Origin of the sequence: Bradyrhizobium sp. USDA 4532 (assembly GCF_024171315.1) — a bacterium.
GTDB lineage: Bacteria > Pseudomonadota > Alphaproteobacteria > Rhizobiales > Xanthobacteraceae > Bradyrhizobium > Bradyrhizobium australafricanum.
In genome coordinates, this window is sequence record NZ_JALJZN010000001.1 from 7445341 (window position 1) to 7468640 (window position 23300).

General features: G+C 60.6%; 13 protein-coding genes. 5 read left to right on the forward strand and 8 right to left on the reverse strand.

Going from position 1 to position 23300, the window contains the following annotated elements:
- Positions 1–120: 120 nt before the first annotated feature.
- From J2R76_RS34440 to J2R76_RS34450, 3 genes are read right to left on the reverse strand one after another with little or no spacing between them, the layout of a single operon-like run.
- Entirely contained in the window at positions 121–3180 is a 3060-nt protein-coding gene (locus tag J2R76_RS34440; protein ID WP_253625482.1) for an NAD(P)-binding protein, read from the reverse strand.
- Between the two features lie 11 nt (positions 3181–3191).
- Entirely contained in the window at positions 3192–5402 is a 2211-nt protein-coding gene (locus tag J2R76_RS34445) for an FAD/NAD(P)-binding protein (protein WP_253625483.1), read from the reverse strand.
- Positions 5399–9286 (reverse strand): AAA family ATPase, encoded by a 3888-nt coding sequence (locus J2R76_RS34450; protein WP_253625484.1) that lies wholly within the window; start codon positions 9284–9286, stop codon positions 5399–5401. The genes J2R76_RS34445 and J2R76_RS34450 overlap by 4 nt, the downstream gene beginning before the upstream one ends.
- A 1548-nt stretch (positions 9287–10834) precedes the next feature.
- Between J2R76_RS34450 and J2R76_RS34455 the strand changes: the two genes are divergently transcribed.
- From J2R76_RS34455 to J2R76_RS34470, 4 genes are all read left to right on the forward strand, one after another.
- Positions 10835–11944 (forward strand): transporter substrate-binding domain-containing protein, encoded by a 1110-nt coding sequence (locus tag J2R76_RS34455; RefSeq protein ID WP_253625485.1) that lies wholly within the window; start codon positions 10835–10837, stop codon positions 11942–11944.
- A 787-nt stretch (positions 11945–12731) separates the two neighbouring features.
- Entirely contained in the window at positions 12732–13670 is a 939-nt protein-coding gene (locus tag J2R76_RS34460) for a class I SAM-dependent methyltransferase (RefSeq protein WP_253625486.1), read from the forward strand.
- A 124-nt stretch (positions 13671–13794) separates the two neighbouring features.
- On the forward strand, positions 13795–14622 hold the full coding sequence (locus J2R76_RS34465; RefSeq protein WP_168855306.1) for an ATP-binding cassette domain-containing protein: 828 nt from the start codon (positions 13795–13797) through the stop codon (positions 14620–14622).
- Between the two features lie 40 nt (positions 14623–14662).
- On the forward strand, positions 14663–16207 hold the full coding sequence (locus J2R76_RS34470) for an ABC transporter permease/substrate-binding protein (RefSeq protein WP_253626113.1): 1545 nt from the start codon (positions 14663–14665) through the stop codon (positions 16205–16207).
- A gap of 998 nt (positions 16208–17205) precedes the next feature.
- On the opposite strand, the gene J2R76_RS34475 is transcribed toward J2R76_RS34470, so the two are convergent.
- Positions 17206–17442, reverse strand: coding sequence for a hypothetical protein (locus J2R76_RS34475; RefSeq protein ID WP_253625487.1), 237 nt, complete (start codon positions 17440–17442; stop codon positions 17206–17208).
- Between the two features lie 456 nt (positions 17443–17898).
- On the opposite strand from J2R76_RS34475, the gene J2R76_RS34480 reads away from it, so the two are divergent.
- On the forward strand, positions 17899–18114 hold the full coding sequence (locus tag J2R76_RS34480) for a hypothetical protein (RefSeq protein ID WP_253606941.1): 216 nt from the start codon (positions 17899–17901) through the stop codon (positions 18112–18114).
- A 315-nt stretch (positions 18115–18429) separates the two neighbouring features.
- On the opposite strand, the gene J2R76_RS34485 is transcribed toward J2R76_RS34480, so the two are convergent.
- The 4 genes from J2R76_RS34485 to J2R76_RS34500 form a co-directional block, all read right to left on the reverse strand.
- Positions 18430–19098 (reverse strand): outer membrane protein, encoded by a 669-nt coding sequence (locus J2R76_RS34485; protein WP_057017476.1) that lies wholly within the window; start codon positions 19096–19098, stop codon positions 18430–18432.
- Between the two features lie 742 nt (positions 19099–19840).
- On the reverse strand, positions 19841–21370 hold the full coding sequence (locus tag J2R76_RS34490) for a class I adenylate-forming enzyme family protein (protein WP_253625488.1): 1530 nt from the start codon (positions 21368–21370) through the stop codon (positions 19841–19843).
- Positions 21371–21402: 32 nt separating this feature from the next.
- Positions 21403–22686, reverse strand: coding sequence for a TRAP transporter large permease (locus J2R76_RS34495; protein ID WP_253589162.1), 1284 nt, complete (start codon positions 22684–22686; stop codon positions 21403–21405).
- Between the two features lie 107 nt (positions 22687–22793).
- A complete protein-coding gene (locus J2R76_RS34500; RefSeq protein WP_253625489.1) occupies positions 22794–23297 on the reverse strand; it encodes a TRAP transporter small permease in 504 nt (167 codons plus the stop codon).
- Positions 23298–23300 lie beyond the last annotated feature (3 nt).

A 23300-nucleotide genomic window follows, 5' to 3' on the forward strand; every position in this document is an offset into this window, starting at 1 on the left:
CGCTGCATCCTCATGCTCGACTCTCGCCGTTTTGATGGCGGCCGTCATTCTAAGACCTTCGTACGAGTGCGGTGTCTTGGCGACCATTGAGCGAATTAGTGGCGCCAAGCTTTCCGGCCGTCAGCGTCGTACCAAGATACGGCCCAGCAATGCCGTGCTGTACTCGCCGGTGGCCCGCGCCAGATTTCTTGCGCTCGAACTCGGCTGCCCGGCCGGAAAGTTGAAGGGCAGGCTGAGCGTCCAAGGCGCGATGAACCGGAATCCCCAAGAGTCGTCCTTTTGCGGTGGCTTTGAGATCGGTGCGAGTTCGATCTCCTCTGCCTTATGGGCGAAAGGCGAGGATAGCGCGATCTTGCCCTTGATGGGTTGAACGACCGCACCGCTAAGACCGTATTTCAGCATCGAGTAGATGAAATTGCCATCCGGCTGGACGCCGACCAGAGGCTGATCCAGTTTGTCGCGGAGTTGCTTGATGACGAGATAGCTGTCGATGCCACCGGGCACGCCGTCGCGCTCGAACCAGGTTCTTATGGTGCCGGATGAGCTTCGCATGGAGAAGGAGTCATTATCATCCTGGATTCGTGCGACCTGTTTGTTGAAGCCGTAAAAATTCTGACCGATCAACGTGGCTGCCAGCGAGCTCACGAACAAATGCGGCATGTAGCTGAACAGGACGTTCTGCAATGAAGGTGCGTTCTTATGGACAACGTCGGGAATCAGCTGGGCGATTTCGAGGTAGTGCGCGCCGCCGAAGGGTAGTGGTCCCGGACGCACGTTGCGTTGCCGGGCAAAGATCAGGACGACATGATGCGGTGGCTCGGGAATAATCTCCGGTGTCTTTTCCGTCTTGCCCTCTGCATCGGACGACGTGCCGTGATGCGCTGTCTTGATCGTGCTGTGGGGCGCTGGAGGTTCGAGGAGTGTCAGCCCATCGGGTAGCATCTTCTCGAGTTCGCAGCGCGGCCGTTGTTGGACGACGCAAAACGCCTCGATTTCGCCGGTACCGGCGACGGCGTTAGTGGCAAGCTTGCGCAACAGGTCCAATGCCGGCAACAAGGCGGTTGGCAGCGAAACGTCGTTGAAGTCGTTGGCGTTTGGCATGGCAATATCTACTCCTGCAATTGCGGCTGCCGCGGCGCGGCCCGCCATGACCGATGCTTCAATACAACCCGCATTAATACCGGTACGAACCCAGTCGCCGGCGAGAAAGAGATTGTCGACCCCCGACTTGCCGGCCTCCATGCGTTTGAACACGCTGCCGGGAACCGATAGCACATATCGGTCCGAGGGATTGATGTTCACCCGCGGATATTGCGCGAAGAACCGCCTTCGAGTCGGGGGGGAATAAGCACGATAGTCGAAGAATCGCTCCCAACGAACGGCATGGCCGGGGCCTTCAATTCCGGGCCATAGGAAGTGAAGGTTGCTCTCGACCCAGTGCAGCATCCTTCGCCTTTGCCGCGCGAGCATCCTGGCCGGATAACTGTGTTTGCAGAACGGGGGCGGCGGATGCAGCGGATCGTCGACCAGGGAGCCAACGAAATATGCCAACCCCTTGGGCGGCGGTTGAGGCCATTTTTCCAGTGGCAACATCAGGCTGAGGTCGGCCCAGGTATCGAGCGGCAATACGAATCCCGAAAGAGCCGTTCGATCCTGCTTGCAACCGAGCTCTCGCATGCCGACGTTTGTCCATGCCTGAAAGGCTACCGTCGCCGTCGTCTTGATGGCATCGACCATCTCTCGCCAGCCGGGGGTGTGGCAGATCAGGTCGCTGCATATCGTGCAAAATGCGCCGATGCCGATGCCGAGCACGACATCGTCGAAATCCCTCCCTCGAAGCAGCTTTCGGGGAGGGTCGACGCCGGGCCACTTCGTCCACGCCGATTCGAGGTCTATTCTTTGGTCCCGCAGAGCCTGTCCTTGGACCAGCTGAGAGTAGTCTGGATGGGAAGGCCAGCTCGGGATTGTGCCATCTGCGCCGATCCAGATCAGCGGATCGTAAGAATTGCCGGAGTGGGTGGTCGCCTGCACGGTGGTGTCGATGAATTCGATCGAAGCTTTGTCTTGAGACAGTCCGATGTGCTCGACCTTGGTAAAGAATTCGAACTTGACGTGGCGTTTCGTGAGCACTTGGTAGAGCGGAGCGAACAGCAGCTCGCCCATGGTCGCCTTGAGAAGGTAGAAGAACGACCCGCGATATGTGAAGAGCAGTTTCAACAGGATGCGGGTGCCGGTGCCTGCCGCCACGTTCCTGCAGGGAATGACATTCCCGTATTCATGCGTGTGGCGGCTACCGAAGAACCCGAACACATAATCATAGCAGCCACGGATAATGGCGGAATCCAGCGTCGAATCCGAGCAACCGTTCGACCTCATCCAATCGGTCCACTCCTGATGGTCGATGCAGTCGAAGCCCTGCCACAGCACGCCGTCGCTCAACATGCCGATCGCGATCGTCAGAGCGACCTCCGCCACGATCTCGCGCGGGTCGCGAGACATCGCAGCTGATGGCGGCTTGTCGCAGAGCTGAGTCCGCGCATGCCTTAGTATCGTCTGTAGTTCGGCGGCGTCACTCGGGCTGACCGCCCTGGGATCCTGCGGCAGGATATCGATCTTCGCCCGCGCCGTTCTGAACGGACCGTCGGTTGTTCCGGCCGCCACGGCGGAGTGCTGGGTCCCCGCCGGCCATTGGTCGGTGAAACCAGCGATCGACTGGCTCTGCTGCACCGAGCATTCGAGCAGGGAGCGCAGAAAATCGACGAGCGAGACTGCGGGACGCGGTGTGCCGGGAATACCTTCATGGGGTGGAATGTCGATAGTCCATGAAGTCCAACCGGAATTGAACGGCTCCATGAGCACGGATCGATCGAGGCCCTCGAAGGCGTTCTCGCGTGATCCGAACGGCGGGCTGAGATCGAGATCGTTCATCGCGGCATAAAGCCGGTCGACCAGTTCGAATGCGTTATCGTAGAAACCGGTCCAGACATGAAGTCCGTGTTCTTCGGCGCGATATCCTTTTTCCTTGTCGCGGCCGACCGCTCCCTTGCCGCCAAGCCGCCAGCCGATCGTGTAGACGGTGATGTCGAACAGTTGATGCTGCGGATCTTGCTCCGTCAGCTCGAACGCCGCGCTGAGCGCCGCGACACCGCCTCCCAGGATTGCAATCTTTCTGAGCGCCATGCGGCCGATCCTCATTCAGCGGGGGCGGGCGCGCAGCTGCGCATAACATCACAGAGAGACACAAATTGTCGGGTAGCGTGAAGGAAACGCTCGCCGGGAATTTCGAGCTCTGCGCCGGTGATCGCGCGCGCCGCCTGCATTCCCGAGATCACGGCTGTTTCAACGCATTCGGTGTTGAAGCCGGTGTCGATCCAGGTTCCGGCGAGGTACAGGTGCTTGAAGCCGGATTCGTCGGTCTTCAGGCGCCAGGCGCTGGTGCCGGCCGCGGTCGCGACACAGCAGTCCCAGGGACTGATATTGGCTTTGACGTGCTGCGCCCTGATCCGGCGATAGCCGTGGCGATCCTGATCGTCGTAAAGCACGGTCCAGTCAAACGCACCATTCGTCATCACCTTCGGCCAGATGAATTTGGCTTTGTGCTCGAGCCAATCCAACGTCTTGAGATAGGCGAGCAGATTTGCCATCTCCTGGGCATGCCGGCTTGTCTGCGGCGCTGCGTACAATTTCGAAGGGAAGACGTCACAGAGGTAGTGAATCGAGTAGGGAGGGTCGCGACGCTCATACCGCAGGAGCTGGAACATGTCCGCCCAGATGTCGAGAGGATTGGGGCCTGACACCAGCGCGGGCTTTTGTCCGGACCAGCCGAGGCCGGCAAGCGAGCGCGTGCTCCAGAGCTGAACTGCGATGCTGGGCACCAGGCGAAGCTTTGCCGCCATATTCCAGAAGCCGGTGCTGTAGTTGTAAAGGTCGTCGAACGGCTCGTGCATTGCTTCAATGGCAGATAGGCCTGGTCCGGGCGGTCGCTCGACACTTTTGTTGCCCGTGAACTTCTTGAAAGCGCCGAGCGGTATCGCCAGGACGACATCGTCGAAATCGTCGACGCGTGTCTTTACGTCGGTGCCGACCCGCTCGTTGCACCAGAACGATTCAAAATCAACGCAGCCGTTCGGGGGCACGTCGAGGTGAAGCCAGTCGGGTTGGCTGCTCCAGCCGAACAGTCCATCGCCAATCGGCACGGTCCATTCATAGCCGGACTTCGGTATCGCCTGCACGTCAAAGTGCAGTGAATCGACAGATCGCCCATCCGACGAGACCCTGATGTCGGTCAGTTTGTGAAAGAACCGAAACTCGACGTCTCGCTGCTTGAGTATCTCGAACAAGGGAGCGACGATCACTTCGCCTGCACCGGCCTGCAGCTCCCACGCCACGGCTCCTTGATAGGTTCCGAGTGCTCGAAGCAGGACCTGGACCGCGGTTCCTGCGCCGTAGCTCGCGTTGGCGATGTCTCCGTCCGGATACTGAAACATCGTGTCGTAGAGCGCTCTCACCATTGGCGACTGCTTGACCAGTGAGGGCTCGGCGCCATGACGAACCAACCAGCGGCGAAAGTCCTCGCCGTCCATCTGCTGGATGGATCGTTGCTCAATCACGATGTCGTCGAAAATGCCGTCCACCATCGGCCACGCTAGTCGCAACGCCTGGTCGAACAAGTGACCGGCTGCGGTATTCGCAAAGGTCATATGACAACTGGCGCCGGCAGCGCCCTGAAGCACCCGGCGGACTAATTCCATGTCCGCGGGGCCAAACGAGATCATGTCTTCGTCGAGATGCAACAGCCATGCCGAGGCAATCTCCAGACAGGTTCTTGCCGTCACCACACCGAGTAGTCTTGAGGGGGGAAACCGCGGGTCGTCGCGCATTTTTATCGTTTCGATCGAAACTTCGTCGAGCTTGACGATCGGCGAGTCTGACCCGAGCGCATAGTCGTGGAAGTTGATCAACAGCCCTATCGCGTGCGACAGACAATTGGCGATGCTGAGGTCAGCCGGTTCTCTGCCGGGTATACCGACTTTCTTCGATGTCGGGAAGTTGACGTCATACACGGTCGGCTTGGCCCCATCGGGATCGCCGATCGGCGTGTAACCCTGTGGGAGAATCAAAGTGTTCAAATCGACTTTCGCTCCCTTCCGCGGCAAGTCTCGGTAAACTTCGGCCAACATCTGGAAAGCGTTCAGGTAGTGGCCGAACCAGATATGCAGGCCATGCTCGATGTTGCGGCCCTGCGCATCGCGCCCGCTGGCGCACTTGCCTCCGAGCCGCCATCCCAGCTGATAGACCGTGACGTGATATTGCTTGCGCAATTCCGATGTAAGGCTGAGCTGATAGGCGGCGGAAAGTCCCGCCATTCCGCCGCCCACGATGCTGATGCGGCGCTGGCTCAAGCCTGTCTCCATTGCGACGACGGCGATGGATGGACACGTTTCAGTTCGGCGAGCTCCTTGGCGGCGCCGAGGCGTTCAAAGATGTCGGCCGCCTGCCGCAGGCGAGACTCACGCTCAGGATCGCTCGCGCTGGTCGCAAGGCCGATTCGATAGATCGCCTGCGCCTGCTCGCGGGGGGTTTGCAGCAGCTCGGCCACTTCGGCGGCGCGCTTCCAATTCTCGAGCGCCCGCGCCGGTTGACTGGTCAGGAAGCACAATCGGCCGTTCATTAACAGACTGTAGAGACGGCAGATCGGCGATGTTCGAGCCAGCCGCGAAAGCTCCCGGCACGCCAGCTTCGCCTGGCTTTGAATGTTCGAAGAGACCGCGCCGGAAGCTTGCTCCCAATGGCTCAGTAAGACATCGGCGATTCCTGCCGGCCCGAAGGCATATCCGCCCCACACAACGCCGCATTCGCGCAGGATTGGAAGTCCCCGTTCCGCAAGCTCAAGGGCGACCGCGGCCTCGCCGCGCTCGAGATAGCCAGCCGCGGCCACGCCCGTGCAAAGCAATTGTTCGGTGCGGATCAACCGCTGGCCTGCCAGCGCTTTCAGTTTGTCGAGGCATCCGGTATCGGCCCCGCCCCGGGTGATGTCGATCAATGCCCGTAAGGAAAGACTCCAAGCGCGGATCTGCGGCGGGGAATCGTCGGAGAGTTCCGCGAACAGCTTGGCAAGCCGCTCGTCGGCGAGCGAAATATATCCCCGCAACAGCGCGATGAAGATCAACATCGTCTCGCTGTTCTGCGCACGCTTTCGGTCTCCCAGGCGCTCGTAACAACGTCTTGCATGTTCGCCATGCGCCTCGGCATTGTCCCATTCGGCGAGGCCATAAGAGAGAACGCCGAGCACGAGTCGGACCCGCGCGATCTCGGGCAGCGAGCCGTAACCTTCCGCAAGTTGGATCGCGCGCGCCGCGTACCTGCGGCCGATCCCCACCATGCCGGACATCCCCATTCCGAGCGCCAGCGCGCTGTATCCTCGAATCGTCTCCGGGGTCGCGCCGCATTTTTCGGCCAGGTTCAACGAGGCCAGCGTTCCGTTGAGCACGGCCAGCGAGTCATTCTGGTAGAAATACTGCTCCGACAGAAATTCGTGCATATGAGCGACGCGCTGCATGTCGGACCTGTCCTGCTCAGCCAGGGCCACTTGTTTCGACGAAGTATACCGTAACCTCAACTGGGTTGCGGCGTTGCGAACAAGCGCGCCGATTCGTTCGGTCTTGCTCGCCGGAAGACGATGACCAAGCAACTCCATCGCGCGGTGGTAGTGGTTGGCGGAGCTCTCGTAGTCCGACAATTCGTGACAAGCGTCACCGAGGATGACCTCCCAAGCCGCCTTGCGGCTGCGTCCGATCTGGATTGCTTCGCGCTGCGTGAGATCGAATAGCTTCTCCACGTAACGGATCGCCTCGCGATTTGCCGAGTTGTTGCGCGACTGTTGCGCCGCAAGCTCGAGGTAAGTGATCGCCCGCAACGGCTCGCCGCCAAGCTCGAGATGCCTTGCCAGGCGCGCATAATTCGGTTGCAGCTCCTCGGCGTGATGCTGCTCGATGAAGCCGGCAATCCGCCGATGGAGGGTTTTTCGCTGCGCAAAAGACAAGACATGATAGGCAACCTCCATCGTTATGGAATGCCTGAACACAAAGGAAAGTGGCCGCGTCTCGCGATCGAGTTGCAGGAAGTCGAAGTCGATCAATCGGCGGATGCATTCCGCCTTGGTGGCAGCGGACAACTCCGGGACGATTTGATCCAGCAACTCGGAGGAGAAGGCGTCGCCGACTGCGCTGGCGGCCTTGAGCACCAGCTGGTCGTCGAGCGATAGCAGGTCGATCCGGCTGACGATTGCGCGTTCAACGCTGGTCGAGAGCGAGATACTGGAATCGGCGAGGCTCTGTTCATCGAACGAACATATCCCCCGCGTAACCTGAATCTTTCCGGTGTCCCTGAGCGCGAGCGCGAGTTCCTCGCTGAAGAACGGATTTCCACTGGCATGACCGTAGACATATCGCACCAGTTCCGGCGGAACCTCGGACGATCTCAGGCGCCGCTTCACCAGCAGCCGCACGTCGTCGCGCGACAGCCGGTCGAGCCGCAGCTGCAGCGATGAGGCGAGTTCGACGGCAAGACGCTGCTCTGCGATCGCTGTCGTCTGGGTCCGCTGAGTAACCACGATCAGGAAGTCCGAAAGCCGGCGCGCGACGGCGCCTAGCAGTTCGATCGAGGGGCCGTCGAACCAGTGGACGTCCTCCATCAGGAGGATGCGAACGCTCGATCGGCGTAGGATGAAGATCACGAGTTCTTCGATCGCGCTCGCGCGAGCCGAGCCGACGATCTGTTCGGTGAAGGCGAATTCGGAAAATCCCAGTGGAATGACTTCTTCGAGCAGCGGAAGCCAATTCAGCAGCGACTCGTTTTCGAGCAGCGCTTCCGACAATTCGCGTCGAACCCGCGGTCCGTCGCCCGGTCCTTCAAACTGCAAGATCTGCCGCAATACGGCGCGCCACACGAAATAGGGCGTCGATCTTTCGATCGCCGTGGCATTTGCAACCAGGACGGCGTGATTGTCGGCCTGCGCCGATCCGATGAAGTCTTCGAGTAGGCGCGATTTTCCGATGCCGGCTTCGCCTGCAATGAGGACGAGCTTACCGGTTCCTGTCTTCAGACCGTCGAGACAGCTCCTGAGCATCGCGGTTTCGCTGACGCGGTCGATGATGGTGCGCCGGGGTGGAGCATGGAAATCGTCGGTCACTGCCGCCGGACTGAACGCCAACATCGATGCGCCCGTCCCCTTGACCTGGAGATGTGGCAGCAGATTGAACACGATCCTGCGCCCGACGGCCTGGGCCGTCGTGGCGTCGCAGACGATGTCGCCCTGTGCGGCCTCGGCGAAATGCGCGGCCACATTGATCGCCTGCCCAAAAATCCCGAACGTCCTTTGATGGAGGCCGCCATAATTGCTGCAGAACAGGCGGCCGGTCGCCAGGCCGACAGAAATCGGAATGGCCTTCGCTTCCAGTTGGCGACGGAGGCGCAGACACGCCTCGACTGCCCTGAAGGGATCGTCTTCGTGGGCAAGCGGAGCCAATCCGAAGACGAGCGTAAGAGTCAGGCCCTTGTCGTCCATCAGGACCTGATGAACGGTTCCCTCGAGCCGTTCGGCGATTTGCTGGACGTCAACGACGAAGGCCTGCAGTCTCGTCAGGAAATCATCATCGAAATTGAAATCGGGGAGGCCGACCCGCGCCACTGTGAGCGTGCGAAACTCGCCGACCCAGTCGCTGGCATCGGCCTTGCCCGTGTGGCTTCCGAAGATGGTGCGGTCTATCGGTGCGACGGCATCAGGCGAGTTCATTCCAAGGAGCCGTGCTCCATAGGGCATGGGCTCGAGTTCGCACGAGCCCGTCAACAGCCGCGCGGCGTTTGCACACAACGCGATGTCGCCGATCGCGGCCTTCTGATAGGCGAGGCCGATGCTGTAAAAGGGTTCTCCGGCTGCAACATAGTGCCATTTGTCCTGCCAGCCGCCGAGCCTGCAGAAGAACACTTCGCCGGTTTCCACCGCCGTACGCGCACTGATCGCTTCTCGGCCCGGCTCGGCGGTCATGGCTTGTCGCAGCGCAAGGCCGCAGCGCACGGCCTGCGCGGTAGCGACGGCAGCGTCCGGATCGACCCAAATCGCGAGAATGGCGTCACCGGCGAAAGCGACGATGTCGCCTCCCTCGGAATCAATCACGTCGGCCAGTATCGCAAAGCAATCGTTGATGAAGTAGGTAAGGCTTTCAGCGCCGTCGCCGGCAGCGCGGTCGGTCTTCGCTGTGAAGCCGGCAATGTCGATAAGCAGCACCGCCGCGGTCCGAGCGTCCGCGCGGGGGTTGTTTGACCACTCTTGAGACCGGAGGCGTGCATTCACCCATTTTGGCGTGTGGGCGGCTTGCTCCCTCGCGACAGCTCCGGCAGGCATTGCAGGACCTCGGCTCAATGGAGCCGGAATGGAACCCTGTCTTGGAGAGAAAATCAACAAACCTGCGGTTCTCGGACCGCCGGAGACCGTCAGCGGTCTTGTCCAATGTCTAAAATGCCTTTTATCACCTCGGCGGCATGCGGGCTGTGGGGTGGTTCACAATGATCGTCAAACTTCGGGTCCGTTCGTGATCCGGAAAGAACGCGACCACAGGCGATGACCTTGTCACTCACACGCATGTCGACGTGCACATGACGGGCCGGCCGAGCCGAGCGCATGAGGCGGCGCGAACGCGCGCCAAAGGACCGTCACTGGCTCTCTTGGCTTTCGACACCTTGCTTTCGTTCCAGTCTTCATGAGGCTGCGCCTTCTGAACAAGCTCGACTTCCAAATTGAGGCTCAACCTATTGAAAACACTGGGCCGGGAAATGACGGGGCGATCCCGGCAGGAGGGATATCCCAAGCAAATTCAATGGCATGGAATTGATAACCCCGCCAATGCCGCCATTGCCTAGCGTTTTCGTTGCGGTGGCTACCGTGTTCGTCGCTGAAAGGGGGTATCAGCGCGAACAAAACGGACTAGCCGTTCTGCCCGTCGCGGGGGGCTGCCCGACTGCAGGGATTGGGTGGTTTTCAGTGCAGTGGGTTGACCAGGATCGGCTTACTGGTCGGGACGGCTAGCCCGTGTCCGTGGGCCGTTCGAACGTCTCGATACTTGCCGAGATTTGCGGAAATCTCCCTGCGACGGGCGACCGTGAAGGTCACCGACGCTCCCCGACCTCTCCCGACTGGCGATCGCAGGCGATACATTCTCGAACCGGTGCGCTTGCCAGCCTATGCTCAAGCCGAGCTGTGCTGCCGCCATCACCGCAGCCCGGGCCAAGATCCCTCTGTAGGTGGGGTAGGCTCAACCGCGACGTTCAGCCGCTTCGTGTCTGCGACCCAACCCACTGCCAAAACCGCAAGCGAGGCTTCAGCATCCAACCGGGCTCCATTCTTCGTAAAGACCATGCGCACGCCATCAGGTGTCTTCGCGAACGCCTCGATGGTGCCGAAACTCTCGCATCCTGAGCGTTATGGTGTCATTTGTCGCTGCCTCGCAGCTCATGCCGATGCTTGCGATTTTGTTGAATCGAGAGAAGCGATGCCGTCACTCGCAACGTCGACAATCGAGCGTCTGCGTTGTGGAATTCAACCTGAGGTTAGTTGGCCCTCCGGACATGGCCGAAGACTCCTTCGCCATTGTTTTGACGGACAGGCGTGTGACGAATGCTGCCAAGAGAGTAGCGAAGCTCCGGCCGGCAATCCCGGTATGCATCGAGGTGAGCAATGAGTTCATTCGAGGCTTTCCCGTCAGCTCTGCACGACCGCCACTTGGGGGAGGTGTCGTGTGAGATGGCTGCCCACAGCGCCAGGCGGGGAGATCCAATCTTGCAACGCAAGCGGACGTCGATTCGACCGGTCTGGTTGTGCATCCTGGCGCTGGCGGTGGCCGCGTTCGGCTGCGGCGCCCTTCACGCCCAAGCTGCCGCGGCCCCTGACAGGGAATTAGTCGTGGCGACCAAGCAGGCCCCTCCATTTGCCATCAAGCAGCCGGATGGGAGTTGGAGCGGTATGAGCATCGCGCTCTGGAAAAGGATCGCCGATCAGGCACACCTACGTTTTCGCCTGGTCGAAACCCAGAGCGTGCCGGATTTGCTGGACGGCGTCGCAAACGGCAGATTCGATGTTGGCGTCGCGGCGGTTACAGTGACTGCCGAGCGTGCGCGCAAAGTCGATTTTACGCAGCCGTTCTACAACACCGGGCTCGGCGTTGCGGTGCCGGTCAACGAAAACCCCTGGGTCGCGATCGGGCGGGCGCTTCTCTCTTTCGGATTCTTCCAGGCCGTCGCGGTGCTGCTTGGTTTCGCAATGGCGGTCGGATTCCTGATCTGGATGCTGGAACGGCGCAAAACGGAGCACTTCGGTGGCGGCGCCAAGGGACTCGGCTCCAGCTTCTGGTGGTCGACCATCGCCATGACGCAAGCCGGGGCCGCTCAGAATGCGCCGACAACACTCCCCGGCAGGATCGTGGCAATGGGATGGATGATCGCTTCCGTGATCGCGATTGCGGTGTTCACCGCCGGTATCACCTCCACCCTTACGCGCAGAGGGCTCGAGGGCGCCGTTCACGGCTTCAACGACCTGCGTTCCGTGCGCGTCGGCGCTGTCGCGAACTCCGCGACGACCGACTACCTCGCTCGTCAGCGGCTTTCGTTTCGAACGTTTCCGGACATCCAAGGCGGCCTCTCCGCGCTGGGGCGTGGGACAATCGATGCCTTTGTTCATGACAAGCCGTTGCTAACCTGGATGGTTCGCAGCGACTTCTCGGCCTCGGCTCGCGTCGTCGATACCAGCTTCAGCAGCGAGAGCTATGCGATCGTACTGCCCAAAGACAGCGCCTTGCGGCCGATGCTCGATCTCGCCGTACTCGATCAAATCGAAGGTGATTGGTGGCAGCAGACGGTGTTCGAGACGCTTGGAAACGCTCAATCTCGCTGACGATACTGTGCGAGGAGCCCGGTCCGTTCAGTGCTGTCAGGGCCTCATCGTTGCAGCGGAACCGACAAAGTTCCGAACATCGGCCTCGCGAGCGATGCAAACCGTCAATAGCCCTGTGCGTATGCGCGAGTTGCTGTTCCACCAAATCAGCTTCAAGCTTGGTTCATCCTCGGCGTGGCGGCTTGGCGCATTTTCTAACATGGCCCCCAAACCACGTGCGTGAGTTGCCGTTGCCGAGGAACTGCTCCAGCGCGCCTTGTCCGTAGACCGAGTTCGATCCATCGGCCAACTACGCGGGCCAATCGTTCCCATCTGAGCGGCCTTCCTATTGGCACGGTCTCAACCTGTTGTCGGCAACTGTGCTGGCGCGAGTGCGTTCCATGCTTCTGCGAGATGTTCTTCGGTGCCGCGACTGGCGCCACCGGGCACGCAACGTGAGCGTGATTTCCCAACCGTCGCGTCCGTGCCTGACCAGCATTGTCGACTATCGGGGCCGGCTGCCCGCACGCTTTGATTCGTGCAGCACCAGAGTTGATCCTTTTCTCTGCCAGAGCGACTGGCATTTTCGACATCATCCTGACCGCAGATCAAGCCGCCCCAACCGGCGATGGTCTCGAAAAGGAGGCGGCGTTATACGCGCGTGCGCATCAGTGCTCAGCGCAGTTCCACGAAGCGAGGTTGAAAAAAGCGCAATAGGTTTGTGCGTCGGTCAATCTCTGCAATAAGGCATCAAGCACTTGAACGCAGCAGCCGTCGAGTGGCTTGTAAGTTGAAATAGGAGACCGGGTTGCAAACACATTTTTCGCGCATCAATCAGTCCAAGGCCGTCTTCGATGATATTTATGCCCTGGATGATCCCAGGGCGTATTTCTCTGTCCTGGGAGATTTGGATTACATGATCCCGGACGTGGCTGAGCCGGTTGTGCGCCAAATTCTGGCAGCGAAGGTTTCAGAAACCGGCGCTAAGCCGACCGTACTTGATGTTGGCTGTTCATACGGAATCAACGCAGCGGTGCATCGGTTTCCACTGACTTTCGGGGGCTTGCGCCATCGCTACGCCCGACGCGAGATGAGGGCGATCGGTTCTGAGACATTGGTGCGCCTCGATCGCAATTTTTATTCGGCTTGGCCGGATGTCGGTCTCGCGCGATTTATCGGTCTCGATGTATCGGCGCCGGCGATAAGGTATGCGACGGGTGTAGGTCTGCTTGAGCAGGGCATTGTCGCAGATCTTGAAACGGAGGCGCTCTCGGCGGGCAGTGCGCATCTTGTCCGATCCGCGGATGTCATCATGTCGACTGGGTGCATCGGTTACGTCACCGAGAAGACGTTCAGCAAGATTCTCGATGCGACGGAGAAGCGTCCATGGATCATTTCGTTCGTGCTACGAATGTTCCCGTTCGATTCTCTAGCCGCGACGTTCGCGAAGCGTGGCCTTGTGACGGAGCGTCTTGCCGGCGCGACTTTTATCCAGCGTCGTTTTCGCGATGCTGAAGAGTTTGAAAGTTGCTTGGCAAGCCTGGCGGCTCTTGGCATCGATGCTACCGGTCTTGAGTCGGAAGGGCTGTTTCACGCCGATCTGATGTTGTCCCGGCCTGAGGCGGATGCGCGCGCCGCTCCCCTGGAAGACATTGTTACTGTTGCCAGCGGCAGGGGGCGTCCGATCGGACCCCGTTATGTCCATGTTGAGGGCGACGACGGCCTGCAGGTCGCGTTGGAGCCGTGACGGGTTCGCCTTCCGAAGATGGGCGTGGGTGTGACCCAGGGACCTGTGCATCCAAGTGGATCATGCCCTGACGCCTGCTTGCTCATTTTCTGGCAGTTCTGCAGTCCACAGGGAGGCCCTATTCATGACAGCTTCGCCGATTTCGAATCCGTCTAATTCCGTGCCGTATATCGAGATCGATGCTGTATCGAAATCCTACGATGGGGGGCGGAGTGTTGCTGTTTCCAACGTATCGCTCGACGTACAGCAGGGGTCACTGGTCGCGCTCGTGGGCGGCTCGGGATCCGGCAAGACCACGCTGCTGAAGACCATCAATCGACTGGTCGATCCTGACGTTGGAGAAGTCAGGATCGACGGAGTGCCTGTAAGCAAAGCCGAACCACCGATGCTGCGGCGGAGCATCGGCTATGTCTTTCAGGGGATCGGTTTGTTTCCACACATGCGAGTTGCCGACAACATTGCCGTGACACTCAAATTGCGTGGCTGGCAGGCGAACGAGATCGAATCGCGGGTGGCCGAGATGCTGGATATGGTGGACTTGCCGCAGGATTACGCCAGCCGCTTTCCGCACATGCTGTCCGGAGGTCAGCGCCAACGGGTTGGCGTCGCGCGTGCAATCGCCGCCCGACCGCGCATTGTTCTGATGGACGAGCCGCTGGGTGCGCTCGATCCTGTCACCCGCGACAGCCTGGGTTCTTCCTACCGCGAGTTGCACGACCGGTTCGGCATGACGACCCTGATGGTGACCCATGACATCCAGGAAGCTGCGCTGATGGCTGATCGAATCGTCGTCATGAAGAACGGCCGCGTACTCGCCGACGATACGCCGCATACTCTGATGATGGGCTCTGGTTCTGACGATCCGGACGTGACCGCCTTGATGGAAGTGCCGCGACGTCAAGCGGAACGCATCGCCGCGCTTGCGACCAAGAACGGACCTGCTCGTGCCTGATGCCGGCGCAGAGCTGCTTTCCAGTGCCCGATTAGACGCGTTGTTCGACGCCTGGCGCCTGCTTCCCACCTATCTCACACCACATATTGTACTTTGCGCCACGGCGCTGGCGCTTGGACTGCTCGTCAGCCTGCCGCTGGCTGCCCTCGCAGCGGAACGACCATGGCTACGCAGGCTGGTGCTTGCCATCGCCAGCTTGATCCAGACCATACCGGGACTTGCGTTGCTCGCACTGTTCTATCCATTGCTCCTTGCGCTCTCGACATTGACGGCACGGCTCTTCGGCTTCGGCATCCCCGCACTGGGATTCCTGCCGACGCTGATCGCATTGACGCTCTATGCGATGCTTCCGATCTTGCGCAACAGTGTGGTTGGTTTGAATGGCGTCAGTCCAGCTATCGTCGAAGCGGCAGAAGGCGTTGGTATGACGCCTCAGCAGATTCTGACGCGCGTCAAGGCGCCGCTCGCCACGCCCGTCATCATGGCCGGGGTGCGGACTGCAGCCGTATGGACGATTGGAGCAGCCACGCTTTCCACGCCCGTCGGCCAAACCAGCCTTGGCAATTACATTTTTACGGGGTTGCAAACCGAGAACTGGGTTTCCGTGCTGTTCGGCTGCATCGCCGCGGCCGGGCTTGCTCTGATCACCGACTTCTGTCTCGGTCTTGTGGAGACAGGGGCGTCTGAACGCAGCAGGAAGCGTGTGTTGTTCGGCATCGCCGGGCTTGCTCTCGGCACGCTCGCCGGTTTCGCGCCGCTGCTCTCGAACGAAGCAGAAACCTATGTCATCGGCGCGAAGAGCTTCTCCGAACAGTTCATTCTGGCGGACCTGATGGGTGACCGGCTGAAGGCTGAAGGAGTCGGCGTAACGCGCAAGGATGGGCTCGGTTCGGCTATCGCCTTTCGCGCGCTGGCTCACAATGACATTGATGCTTACGTCGATTACTCCGGCACGCTCTGGCGCAACGTTATCGGTCGCACTGACATGCCACCGCGCGAGGAGATGCGGGCGGAGATCGTCCGCTGGATGAAAGCGGAGCAGGGCGTCACGGTACTCGGTGCGCTTGGTTTCGAAAATGCCTACGTTCTCGCGATGAAACGGGAGAAAGCGCAGGAACTAAATGTCACCTCGATTGCCGATCTTGCTCGTGTTGCACCTCAACTTACCATCGGCGATGACCTTGAGTTTTTGGGCCGACCGGAATGGCGCTCGCTCAGGAATGCCTATGGTCTGTCGTTCAGAACGCGACGCTCGTACAATCCAACGATCATGTACCAGGCTCTCGAGGCCGGCGAGGCCGATGTCATCTCCGCGTTCTCCAGCGACGGGCGTATCGCGGCGCTTGATCTGCTCGTGCTGGCTGACCCGAAGCATGCGATACCTTCCTATGATGCGCTGATCCTCACCGCGCCAAAGCGCGCCGCCGATGCGCGGCTGAAGCGAGCACTTGTTCCGCTTGTCGGCTCGGTGCCTGTTGAGGCTATGCGCGCCGCTAACCTTATGGTCGACGGCGATACGGACAAGGCTTCTCCGGAAGAGGCGGCGCGAGCCCTGGCAAAGGCCGTGCATTTGCAGTCGCGATAAATACGAGAACACGATCAGGGGCGTTCTCGTTCGAGGTTCGACCATCGCCGATGAGTCGTGCTCAAGGTCCCGGACGAAATTGCGCGTCACGCAATGAACGATCACTTCGGCAGCGTGATTCATAATGAAGCCACGAATCGTGTCACGAATGTATAACCGTATTTGGGGATGACAATGCGGGCAAAAAGAGTGGAAAGGGCGGTTGGTTCCAACCAATCGCTACTCGAGCTGCTCCAGGCAGAACTTGCAGCCCTCAATTCGCAAATCGAAGCGGTTGAAAAGACGCGGGCAGAAACGCAATCGATCGATGAGTTGAGAGAGTGTGCGATCCGCGCGTGTCGACGGATTGACGAGATTCGTTCCATCGTTGCTGCCGAACAGTCGAACGACGCGCCCAACAGCGCAACTCGTGAATCTCCGTCTACGGTTGCTCGTTGAAGCATGTTCGAGACGCTGTTTTAAGCATCGCCGGCCGCGTGGTCCGTCTCTCGGATTCCTGAGCGGTAGACGCGATCAAGGCGCTCGCCAAACGGGGGCGGCGATGCTCCGCTCGCTCGTCTGCGGCGGTCGTCCTGTGGCGACGACGAATCTCGACTTGCGTCATGCGCTTGGGCACCAGCCCTAACCAAAATCGTCCCTTCGATCCCGACAGCCGCGCGTATCGCAATCAGCCAACTTCCGGGTGTAGCGCGATCAGCAAGATCGCCACCGCGACCACTGCGAGCCAGCATTCAGCGGCGATGATGGCCCATTCGGTGCCGGTTCGATTTTTCATTGGCGCCACCTTTTTCGACGGCTCCGACGTGAGTCTGAGGGGTTTCAACGTCGGAGCCATCTTCGCCGGTGCTTCGGACTATCCGAGTTTGATGCGCTGTGGGGCTCGGCTGATCCGGGCGACGATCAGATCACACTCGGCCTTAGATGGAAGTGCACTTTGTGCCAACGCAACCGGTTCCGTTGCCGTGGTTGCATCGAAATTCATGCGCAATCCATGCCGCCTATCGTGAGGCACCCAATTGTGTTGCCGCCAGTGCATTCCAAGCCAGGCCGAAGCTCAGTCCGATGGACGACACTTGATCCGCGTTGAGCGCAAGCCTGATTTCCCATCCGCGTCCATGCTGGCGTGAAATCAAAACTTCGGCCGACCCAAATCCGCGCACGTCGCGTTTCCATTCGCGCAGCATTAGAATCAATTCCTTCTCTTCCGCGCTCACTTCTATTCTGGACATCGCCATCACCGCATCAAGCCACCCCAACCGGCAAAGCTATTGAGCGCCTCAACGCCGCGTCAACACGCGCGCGTGCATATCCGACATTGGCACTCGATGGCTGTCACCCATCTCGCAAGCTCCGCTGACGCAAGCGACGGCCCCGACGTGCTGTCTGAGGGCCGCGCCGGAGCCGTCTTTGCCAGTATTTCGGATTGGCCGAGCCGATGCGCGTGCTCGGTCGATCCGATGTACGCAATGAGATCACAACCGCCTCGTGATGGGATGTGCAGTCCGTGCCAACAGCACCGGTTCCATGGTCACGATTGCATCATAATCAATCAACAACCAAAACGCCCACGCGTGTTGCTGTTCCATCGAATGCGTTTCACTTTGCATTTTCCTCGGCGGTGGTGGGCGACTCATGATCCAGCACTGGACTCGCAAAGTGTGTCGGCTAGCACTCGCCGGGGAACGGAGGCCATGATGAAACGCTGCGACCGCAAGCGCTCCGACATGACGCCGTGCGTGATTACCGACGGCGCGGATGCCTATAGCTTCGAGAGCGATCAGGACACCCACCCGATCTGCGTTGGCTGCGGTCGCAGCCCGCAAGTTACAGGCGTGGCGCCACCCGCCGATTGGGCTGAGCAGGTTGCCGACTATTTGAAGGCCGTGCAGATCAGGCAGCGGCGCTGAAGCCTCGCAGCGCGCGGCGCCCATGCAGCAGATCCGACCGGCCTGCCCAATCCACCAGCCCGGCCGAACCGCTCGCAACGGGCCTCGTGTTCGCGCTCGATCAGCCCGATGAGCGCTAGCTGCCATCGTCCCTTGGAGGTCAGTTCCATGACGCATTGATCGTCGTGCGTCATGTCGTCACGGATCAGCCCGTCAACGTGCGTCAATCGACCGCGCTAGAGGCTTCCAATCCGGGAGAAACCACCGTTTCAACGAAAAAGCTCCGGGCCTTTGTTTGGCCCGGAGCTCTCATGTCGCTTGGAGTTAAGCGAGCGATCAGTACCTGGCGACGGCCGGGCCGCCCAGGTTGAACCTGTAGTTCAAGCCCGCCTTGATGGTGTGCTGGTCGTTGCGGAAGCTGCCGATAAAGCCGAGAGAATCGGACACGTTGACGGTGCCGAAGTCATAGTACTGATATTCGAGCTTGCCCGACCAGTTCTGGGTAAACATGTATTCGAGACCGGCACCGACGGTGTAGCCGTCACGGCCGCCGTCGCCGCCGAAGCCGTTCGAGAAGCGCGTGTCAGCCCAGGCATAGCCGCCCTTGACGTAAAGCAGCGCCGGACCCCAAGTGTAGCCGAGGCGGCCGGTTACCGAACCGAGGCCACGATTGGCGAAGCTCGAACTGGTATCCAGAAAACTATAGTTGGCTTCAAGACCCAGCACCCAGCTCGGCGCGAACTGATAATCATAGCCAGCCTGCACGCCGCCCATGAACACACCGTCGTTGCCACCGCCGAAGCCGGGGGCGAGGACGTTGTCGTTGCCACCGAACGCACCACCGACGTGACCACCGATGTAGAACCCGGTCCAGTTGTAGATCGGGGTCGGAGCAACATAGGGCGGAGCCTTGGTGTAGGGCTGCGGCGCGAGATCAGCCGCGGAAGCGGGCGCGACCGCGCCGAGCGCGATCATGCTGGCGGTGACAAGCAGAATTTTCTTCATCTTTTTCATTCCAACTTTCTTGTACTAGCCCAGCCCCAAGTTCATCGCCTATCAGACACGTGCGGAATTGCTGTAACTTGGCTGCAACAGGCGGCGCCAAACGGGGGCTGCTAACGACAAAGGCGAGGGACGCTTGGCGTTAGGCGAGCTTGGAACTTTCGTGACGCGGATTATGCATTGCCGATCACGTCCCGGCGCAACGCGTCGGTGGATAGATGACTATCTTCGCATGGAACTGGGGCGAGCTCGAAGACGACCGAGAGCGAAGCGCGGGCCTGCAGCGCTTGTCGAGCCAAAAGGAAGAGTCACTATCGGGCTTCTGTCCCGTAGCGGAACGAAGTGGGAGGCCCCGACGCATACCAGCCCCGCGCCGCGGTCCGTTTGCGTGCGCGCAACACCCCGCCCGATATCTCTGACAGATTGATCCAGCGATAATGCAGGGCAGCGTCCCGATGATGGGAGTCCTGAACCAGGCTGTGTCAATCACCGGAGAGGATGTCGCAGCAGACTCGTCCGATGAGCCACGAAATAAGGCCAAGGGCGGCGATCACGACTCCAACTATTGGGGCAAACGCCACGTAATGGCGACAGGTCGTCGATTGGGGCGCTACGTAAGCCTTCTCGTTCGCTGGACGGTGCCGTTCTCGTGAAAACGGCGTGCTGTGCGTTCGACCGGAGTAAAGAAATGCGGCCACATTCTCTGCGCTTGCAACGCGAACTCGGCTTCGTCGCTCGCGCTGAACTAGGAGCGCTTTTCGAGCCGCGGCCGCGGCCCTTCGGTGATGCGGAACCGGGACAGCACGTCGGTGCGAATGGCGCCGCGGAGGATCTTGCCGATTCCGTTGCGCGGCAATTCGTCGAGGGCAATCAGCAGGCGCGGACGCTTGTAGTCGGTCATGTTCGGCACCACGCGATTGATGCGCTCCTCCCAGCCTGATGCGGGATTTTCCACCGCTGCAAGAATGACCTCGCCCCAATAGTCCGAGGGAATGCCGACCACCGCGACTTCCGATGGCTGCAGCGCCGGCGCAAGCAACCGTTCGACCTCTTCCGGCGCTACTTTGTAGCCGCCGGATTTGATGACGTCGGCGCTACGGCCGGTGAGGTGCAGCCGGCCGCGTGCATCGAGATAGCCGAGATCGCCGGTTTCGTGGAATTCATTCGGTGCCAATCGGACGAAACCCTCGGCGGTGCGATATCCGGCCATCAGATGTTGCGCGCGGATCAGGACTTCGCCGCCATCGCCCATGGCGGCCGGCCGGCCGTCCTCGCCGCGGATGACGATTTCAACACCGGGAGCGGGCCAGCCGACGCAGGCGTCCTCGCCTCCGGATGCATACCAGGACTCGGTCTCCTCGGCTTCAAGCACTGTGATCGGATTGAATACCTCGCTCTTGCCATAGGTCACCCGCACCACGGGGCCGAACATCTCCTTGACGCGCGCGTAGAGCGTGGGCTTCAGCACGGCCGTGCCGCAGAAGATCGTGCGCAGCGACGAGAACTGGCGCGTGCCCGCGGCAGCCACGATCTTTGCCAGCACGGTCGGCGGCGCAAACATCGCATCGCATGCGCCGCGTGCAAGGATATCAAGTACGCGCGGCGGGTCGACGCCGTCGAGCAGTGTCACGGCCGCACCCGACGACAGATAGGCATGCGTCATCAACGAGGAGCCGTGCGAGAATGGCGTCATCAGCAGGACGTTGCTGCCGGCACCCGGGCGGAACGGCAGGTTCGCCCGCAGCAATATGTTGGCCGTCCAGCGGCCGATCTGGCTGTGAACCGCGCCTTTCGGACGTCCGGTGGTACCAGAGGTGAAGACGATACGCGCCGGCGCGTCGCCGTCGACCTGCGGAAAGGCGGCCGGATCCAACGCGGTCCGTTCGATGCTTTCGACCTCGATGATGATCGGACCGCCGGCGGCCTTTTCGGTCGCGAGGGCCGCGCCGGTGATCAACAGACGAACGTTGGAGACCGCGAGGCAGTAAGCGCGTTCGTCGCTGCTCAGCGCAGGGTTGATCGGGACTTCGACGGCGCCCGCCAGCATGACGCCGAAAGTGGCCGCAACGGCGTCGGCGCTGTTGCGGAACAATGTAGCCACGGCATCTGCCGGGCCGATCCCGGCCTGCATCAGGGCATCCGCAACGCCGGCGGCTTTGGCGAACAACTCCGCATAGGACGTCGTGCCGGCGGCGTCGACGACAGCCGGCCTGTTGCCGTAGCGGAGCGCGAGCGTGGAGAATTCGCCGGCCCAATGGATTGATTTCGATAACATGCTCGAGTTCTCCGTCGAGACGATCCGCGCTGCTAGCCCGCGCCATAGACCAGATTGGGCAGCCAGAGCGAAAGCTGTGGGACATAGGTGATGATTGCAAGGCACAGCAGCAGCAGGCCGAGGAACGGCAGAACGCCGCGCACCACTTCGGTGACCGGCGCCGTCGAAATCGTGGCCAGCACGTAGAGGTTCAGTCCGACCGGGGGATGAACCAGCGCGATCTCCATGTTGTGGGTAAAGACGATCGCGAAATGGACGGGATCGATTCCGAGCGGTTTCAGCGCAGGCGCAAGGATCGGCATTACCACCAGCAGCGTGGCGGCGACCTCGAGAAAGCATCCGAGCACGAGCAGCAGCACGTTGATCGCGAGCAGGAATTGCCAGGGATGAAGCTGGTTGTCGAGCGTGAACTTCACCAGCGAGGCCGGGATGCCCGAGTCCGTCATCCAGTGGCCGAATGCCAAAGCGGTCGCGACGATGATCATGATCGTCGCGGCGCTCTTGATTGCCTCGGCGATCACCTCGAGCGTCTGGCTGACCTTAAAGCCGCGATAGAAGAACAGGCTGACGAGAAGAGCCACCGTGGCCGAGACCGCGGCTGCTTCGGTGACGGTCATCAGGCCGCCGTAGATTCCGACCATCACGATGAAAGGTACGCACAGCGCGGGCAGGGCATTGAGACTCATCCGCACCAGTTCGGCGCGAGGCACGGACGGTTCGCGCGGCAGCTCGTATTTGTGCGAGTAGTAGAACACCCAGCCGAAGAACATCGCTGCCTGCAGCAGCCCGGGCATGATGCCGGCCAGGAACAGGCGCGGTACCGATTGCTCCGCGATCAGTCCGTAAAGAATCAGCGACAGGCTGGGAGGAATCACGATGCCGATCGTGCCGGAAGCGCCGACCACGCCAAGCGCAAAATGACGCGGATAGCCGCGCTCGATCATCGCCGGCACCAGAATGGTGCCCATGGCGAGCGCGGTCGCAACCGAGGAGCCGCAGATCGCGGCAAACAGGGTGCATGACACCACCGTCACGAGACCGAGTGCGCCCCGCAATCGTCCGAACCAGGCGATCGCGACATCGACCAGCGCTTTGGCGACGCCGCCGCGCCGCATGAATGCGGCGGCCATCACGAACAGGGGCAAGGCCATCAGTGTGCTGGAATTCATTTCATCGGCGATCTTCTGCGCGATCGCCACCAGAGGCTGGTCGCTGAAGCCGAACAGGACCGCCGCGCAGAGACCCAACACCAGAAAGATCGGCATTCCCGCGCAGAGCAGCCCGAAGAACATCAGCAGGAAAAGCATCGTCCACATCGTGTCGGTCTCGTTGTTGCTGGACCTGAAGCGTCCCGATGCGGGACCACGACGGTCAGTTTGCCGATGGCAGATCGGTCATCAAGACGGCTGACGTCGTCGATCGCTCAGTGATCGTGAACGGCGATGACCATGGTGGCGGGATCGAAGCGGAATACGAGCAAATAAAGCTTGATGACGCAGCGCAACAGCATCAGCACGGCGCCGGTCAGGATGGCCGAGTAGTAGATCCACATCGGGAATTCGAGGCCCGTGATGCTGCGCTCGTCGAGGCTGCGGGCGACATACGCAACCTGGAAGCCGCAATAGGCCAGGCCGCCACAAAACAAGATCGCGACACAGCAGTTGAATGCCTCGACCCATCTTTGCCCTTGCGGCGGCAACAGTCGCAGCACGACGTCGGGCCTGACATGCCCATCGGTCCGGACCAACTGGCTCGACGCCAGAAACACCGCCCAGACCGTCAGATAGACCACTACCTCCTCGCCATTGATGAAGGCGAAGTTCTTGTTCACGTAGCGACCGATGACCTGAGCGGTCCCGACCGTCAGCGCGGCGGCACCAAGAACTCCTATCAACAGGAGTTCAAGCCCGTTCCAGATCTTCATCATGGG

Coding starts and splice junctions, on each gene's coding strand:
- J2R76_RS34480 (WP_253606941.1), top strand. CDS start 17,899: ATGATGAAACGCTGCGACCGCAAGCGCTCCGACATGACGCCGTGCGTG.
- J2R76_RS34465 (WP_168855306.1), top strand. CDS start 13,795: ATGACAGCTTCGCCGATTTCGAATCCGTCTAATTCCGTGCCGTATATC.
- J2R76_RS34490 (WP_253625488.1), bottom strand. CDS start 21,370: ATGTTATCGAAATCAATCCATTGGGCCGGCGAATTCTCCACGCTCGCG.
- J2R76_RS34485 (WP_057017476.1), bottom strand. CDS start 19,098: ATGAAGAAAATTCTGCTTGTCACCGCCAGCATGATCGCGCTCGGCGCG.
- J2R76_RS34440 (WP_253625482.1), bottom strand. CDS start 3,180: ATGGCGCTCAGAAAGATTGCAATCCTGGGAGGCGGTGTCGCGGCGCTC.
- J2R76_RS34475 (WP_253625487.1), bottom strand. CDS start 17,442: ATGGCGATGTCCAGAATAGAAGTGAGCGCGGAAGAGAAGGAATTGATT.
- J2R76_RS34495 (WP_253589162.1), bottom strand. CDS start 22,686: ATGTGGACGATGCTTTTCCTGCTGATGTTCTTCGGGCTGCTCTGCGCG.
- J2R76_RS34500 (WP_253625489.1), bottom strand. CDS start 23,297: ATGATGAAGATCTGGAACGGGCTTGAACTCCTGTTGATAGGAGTTCTT.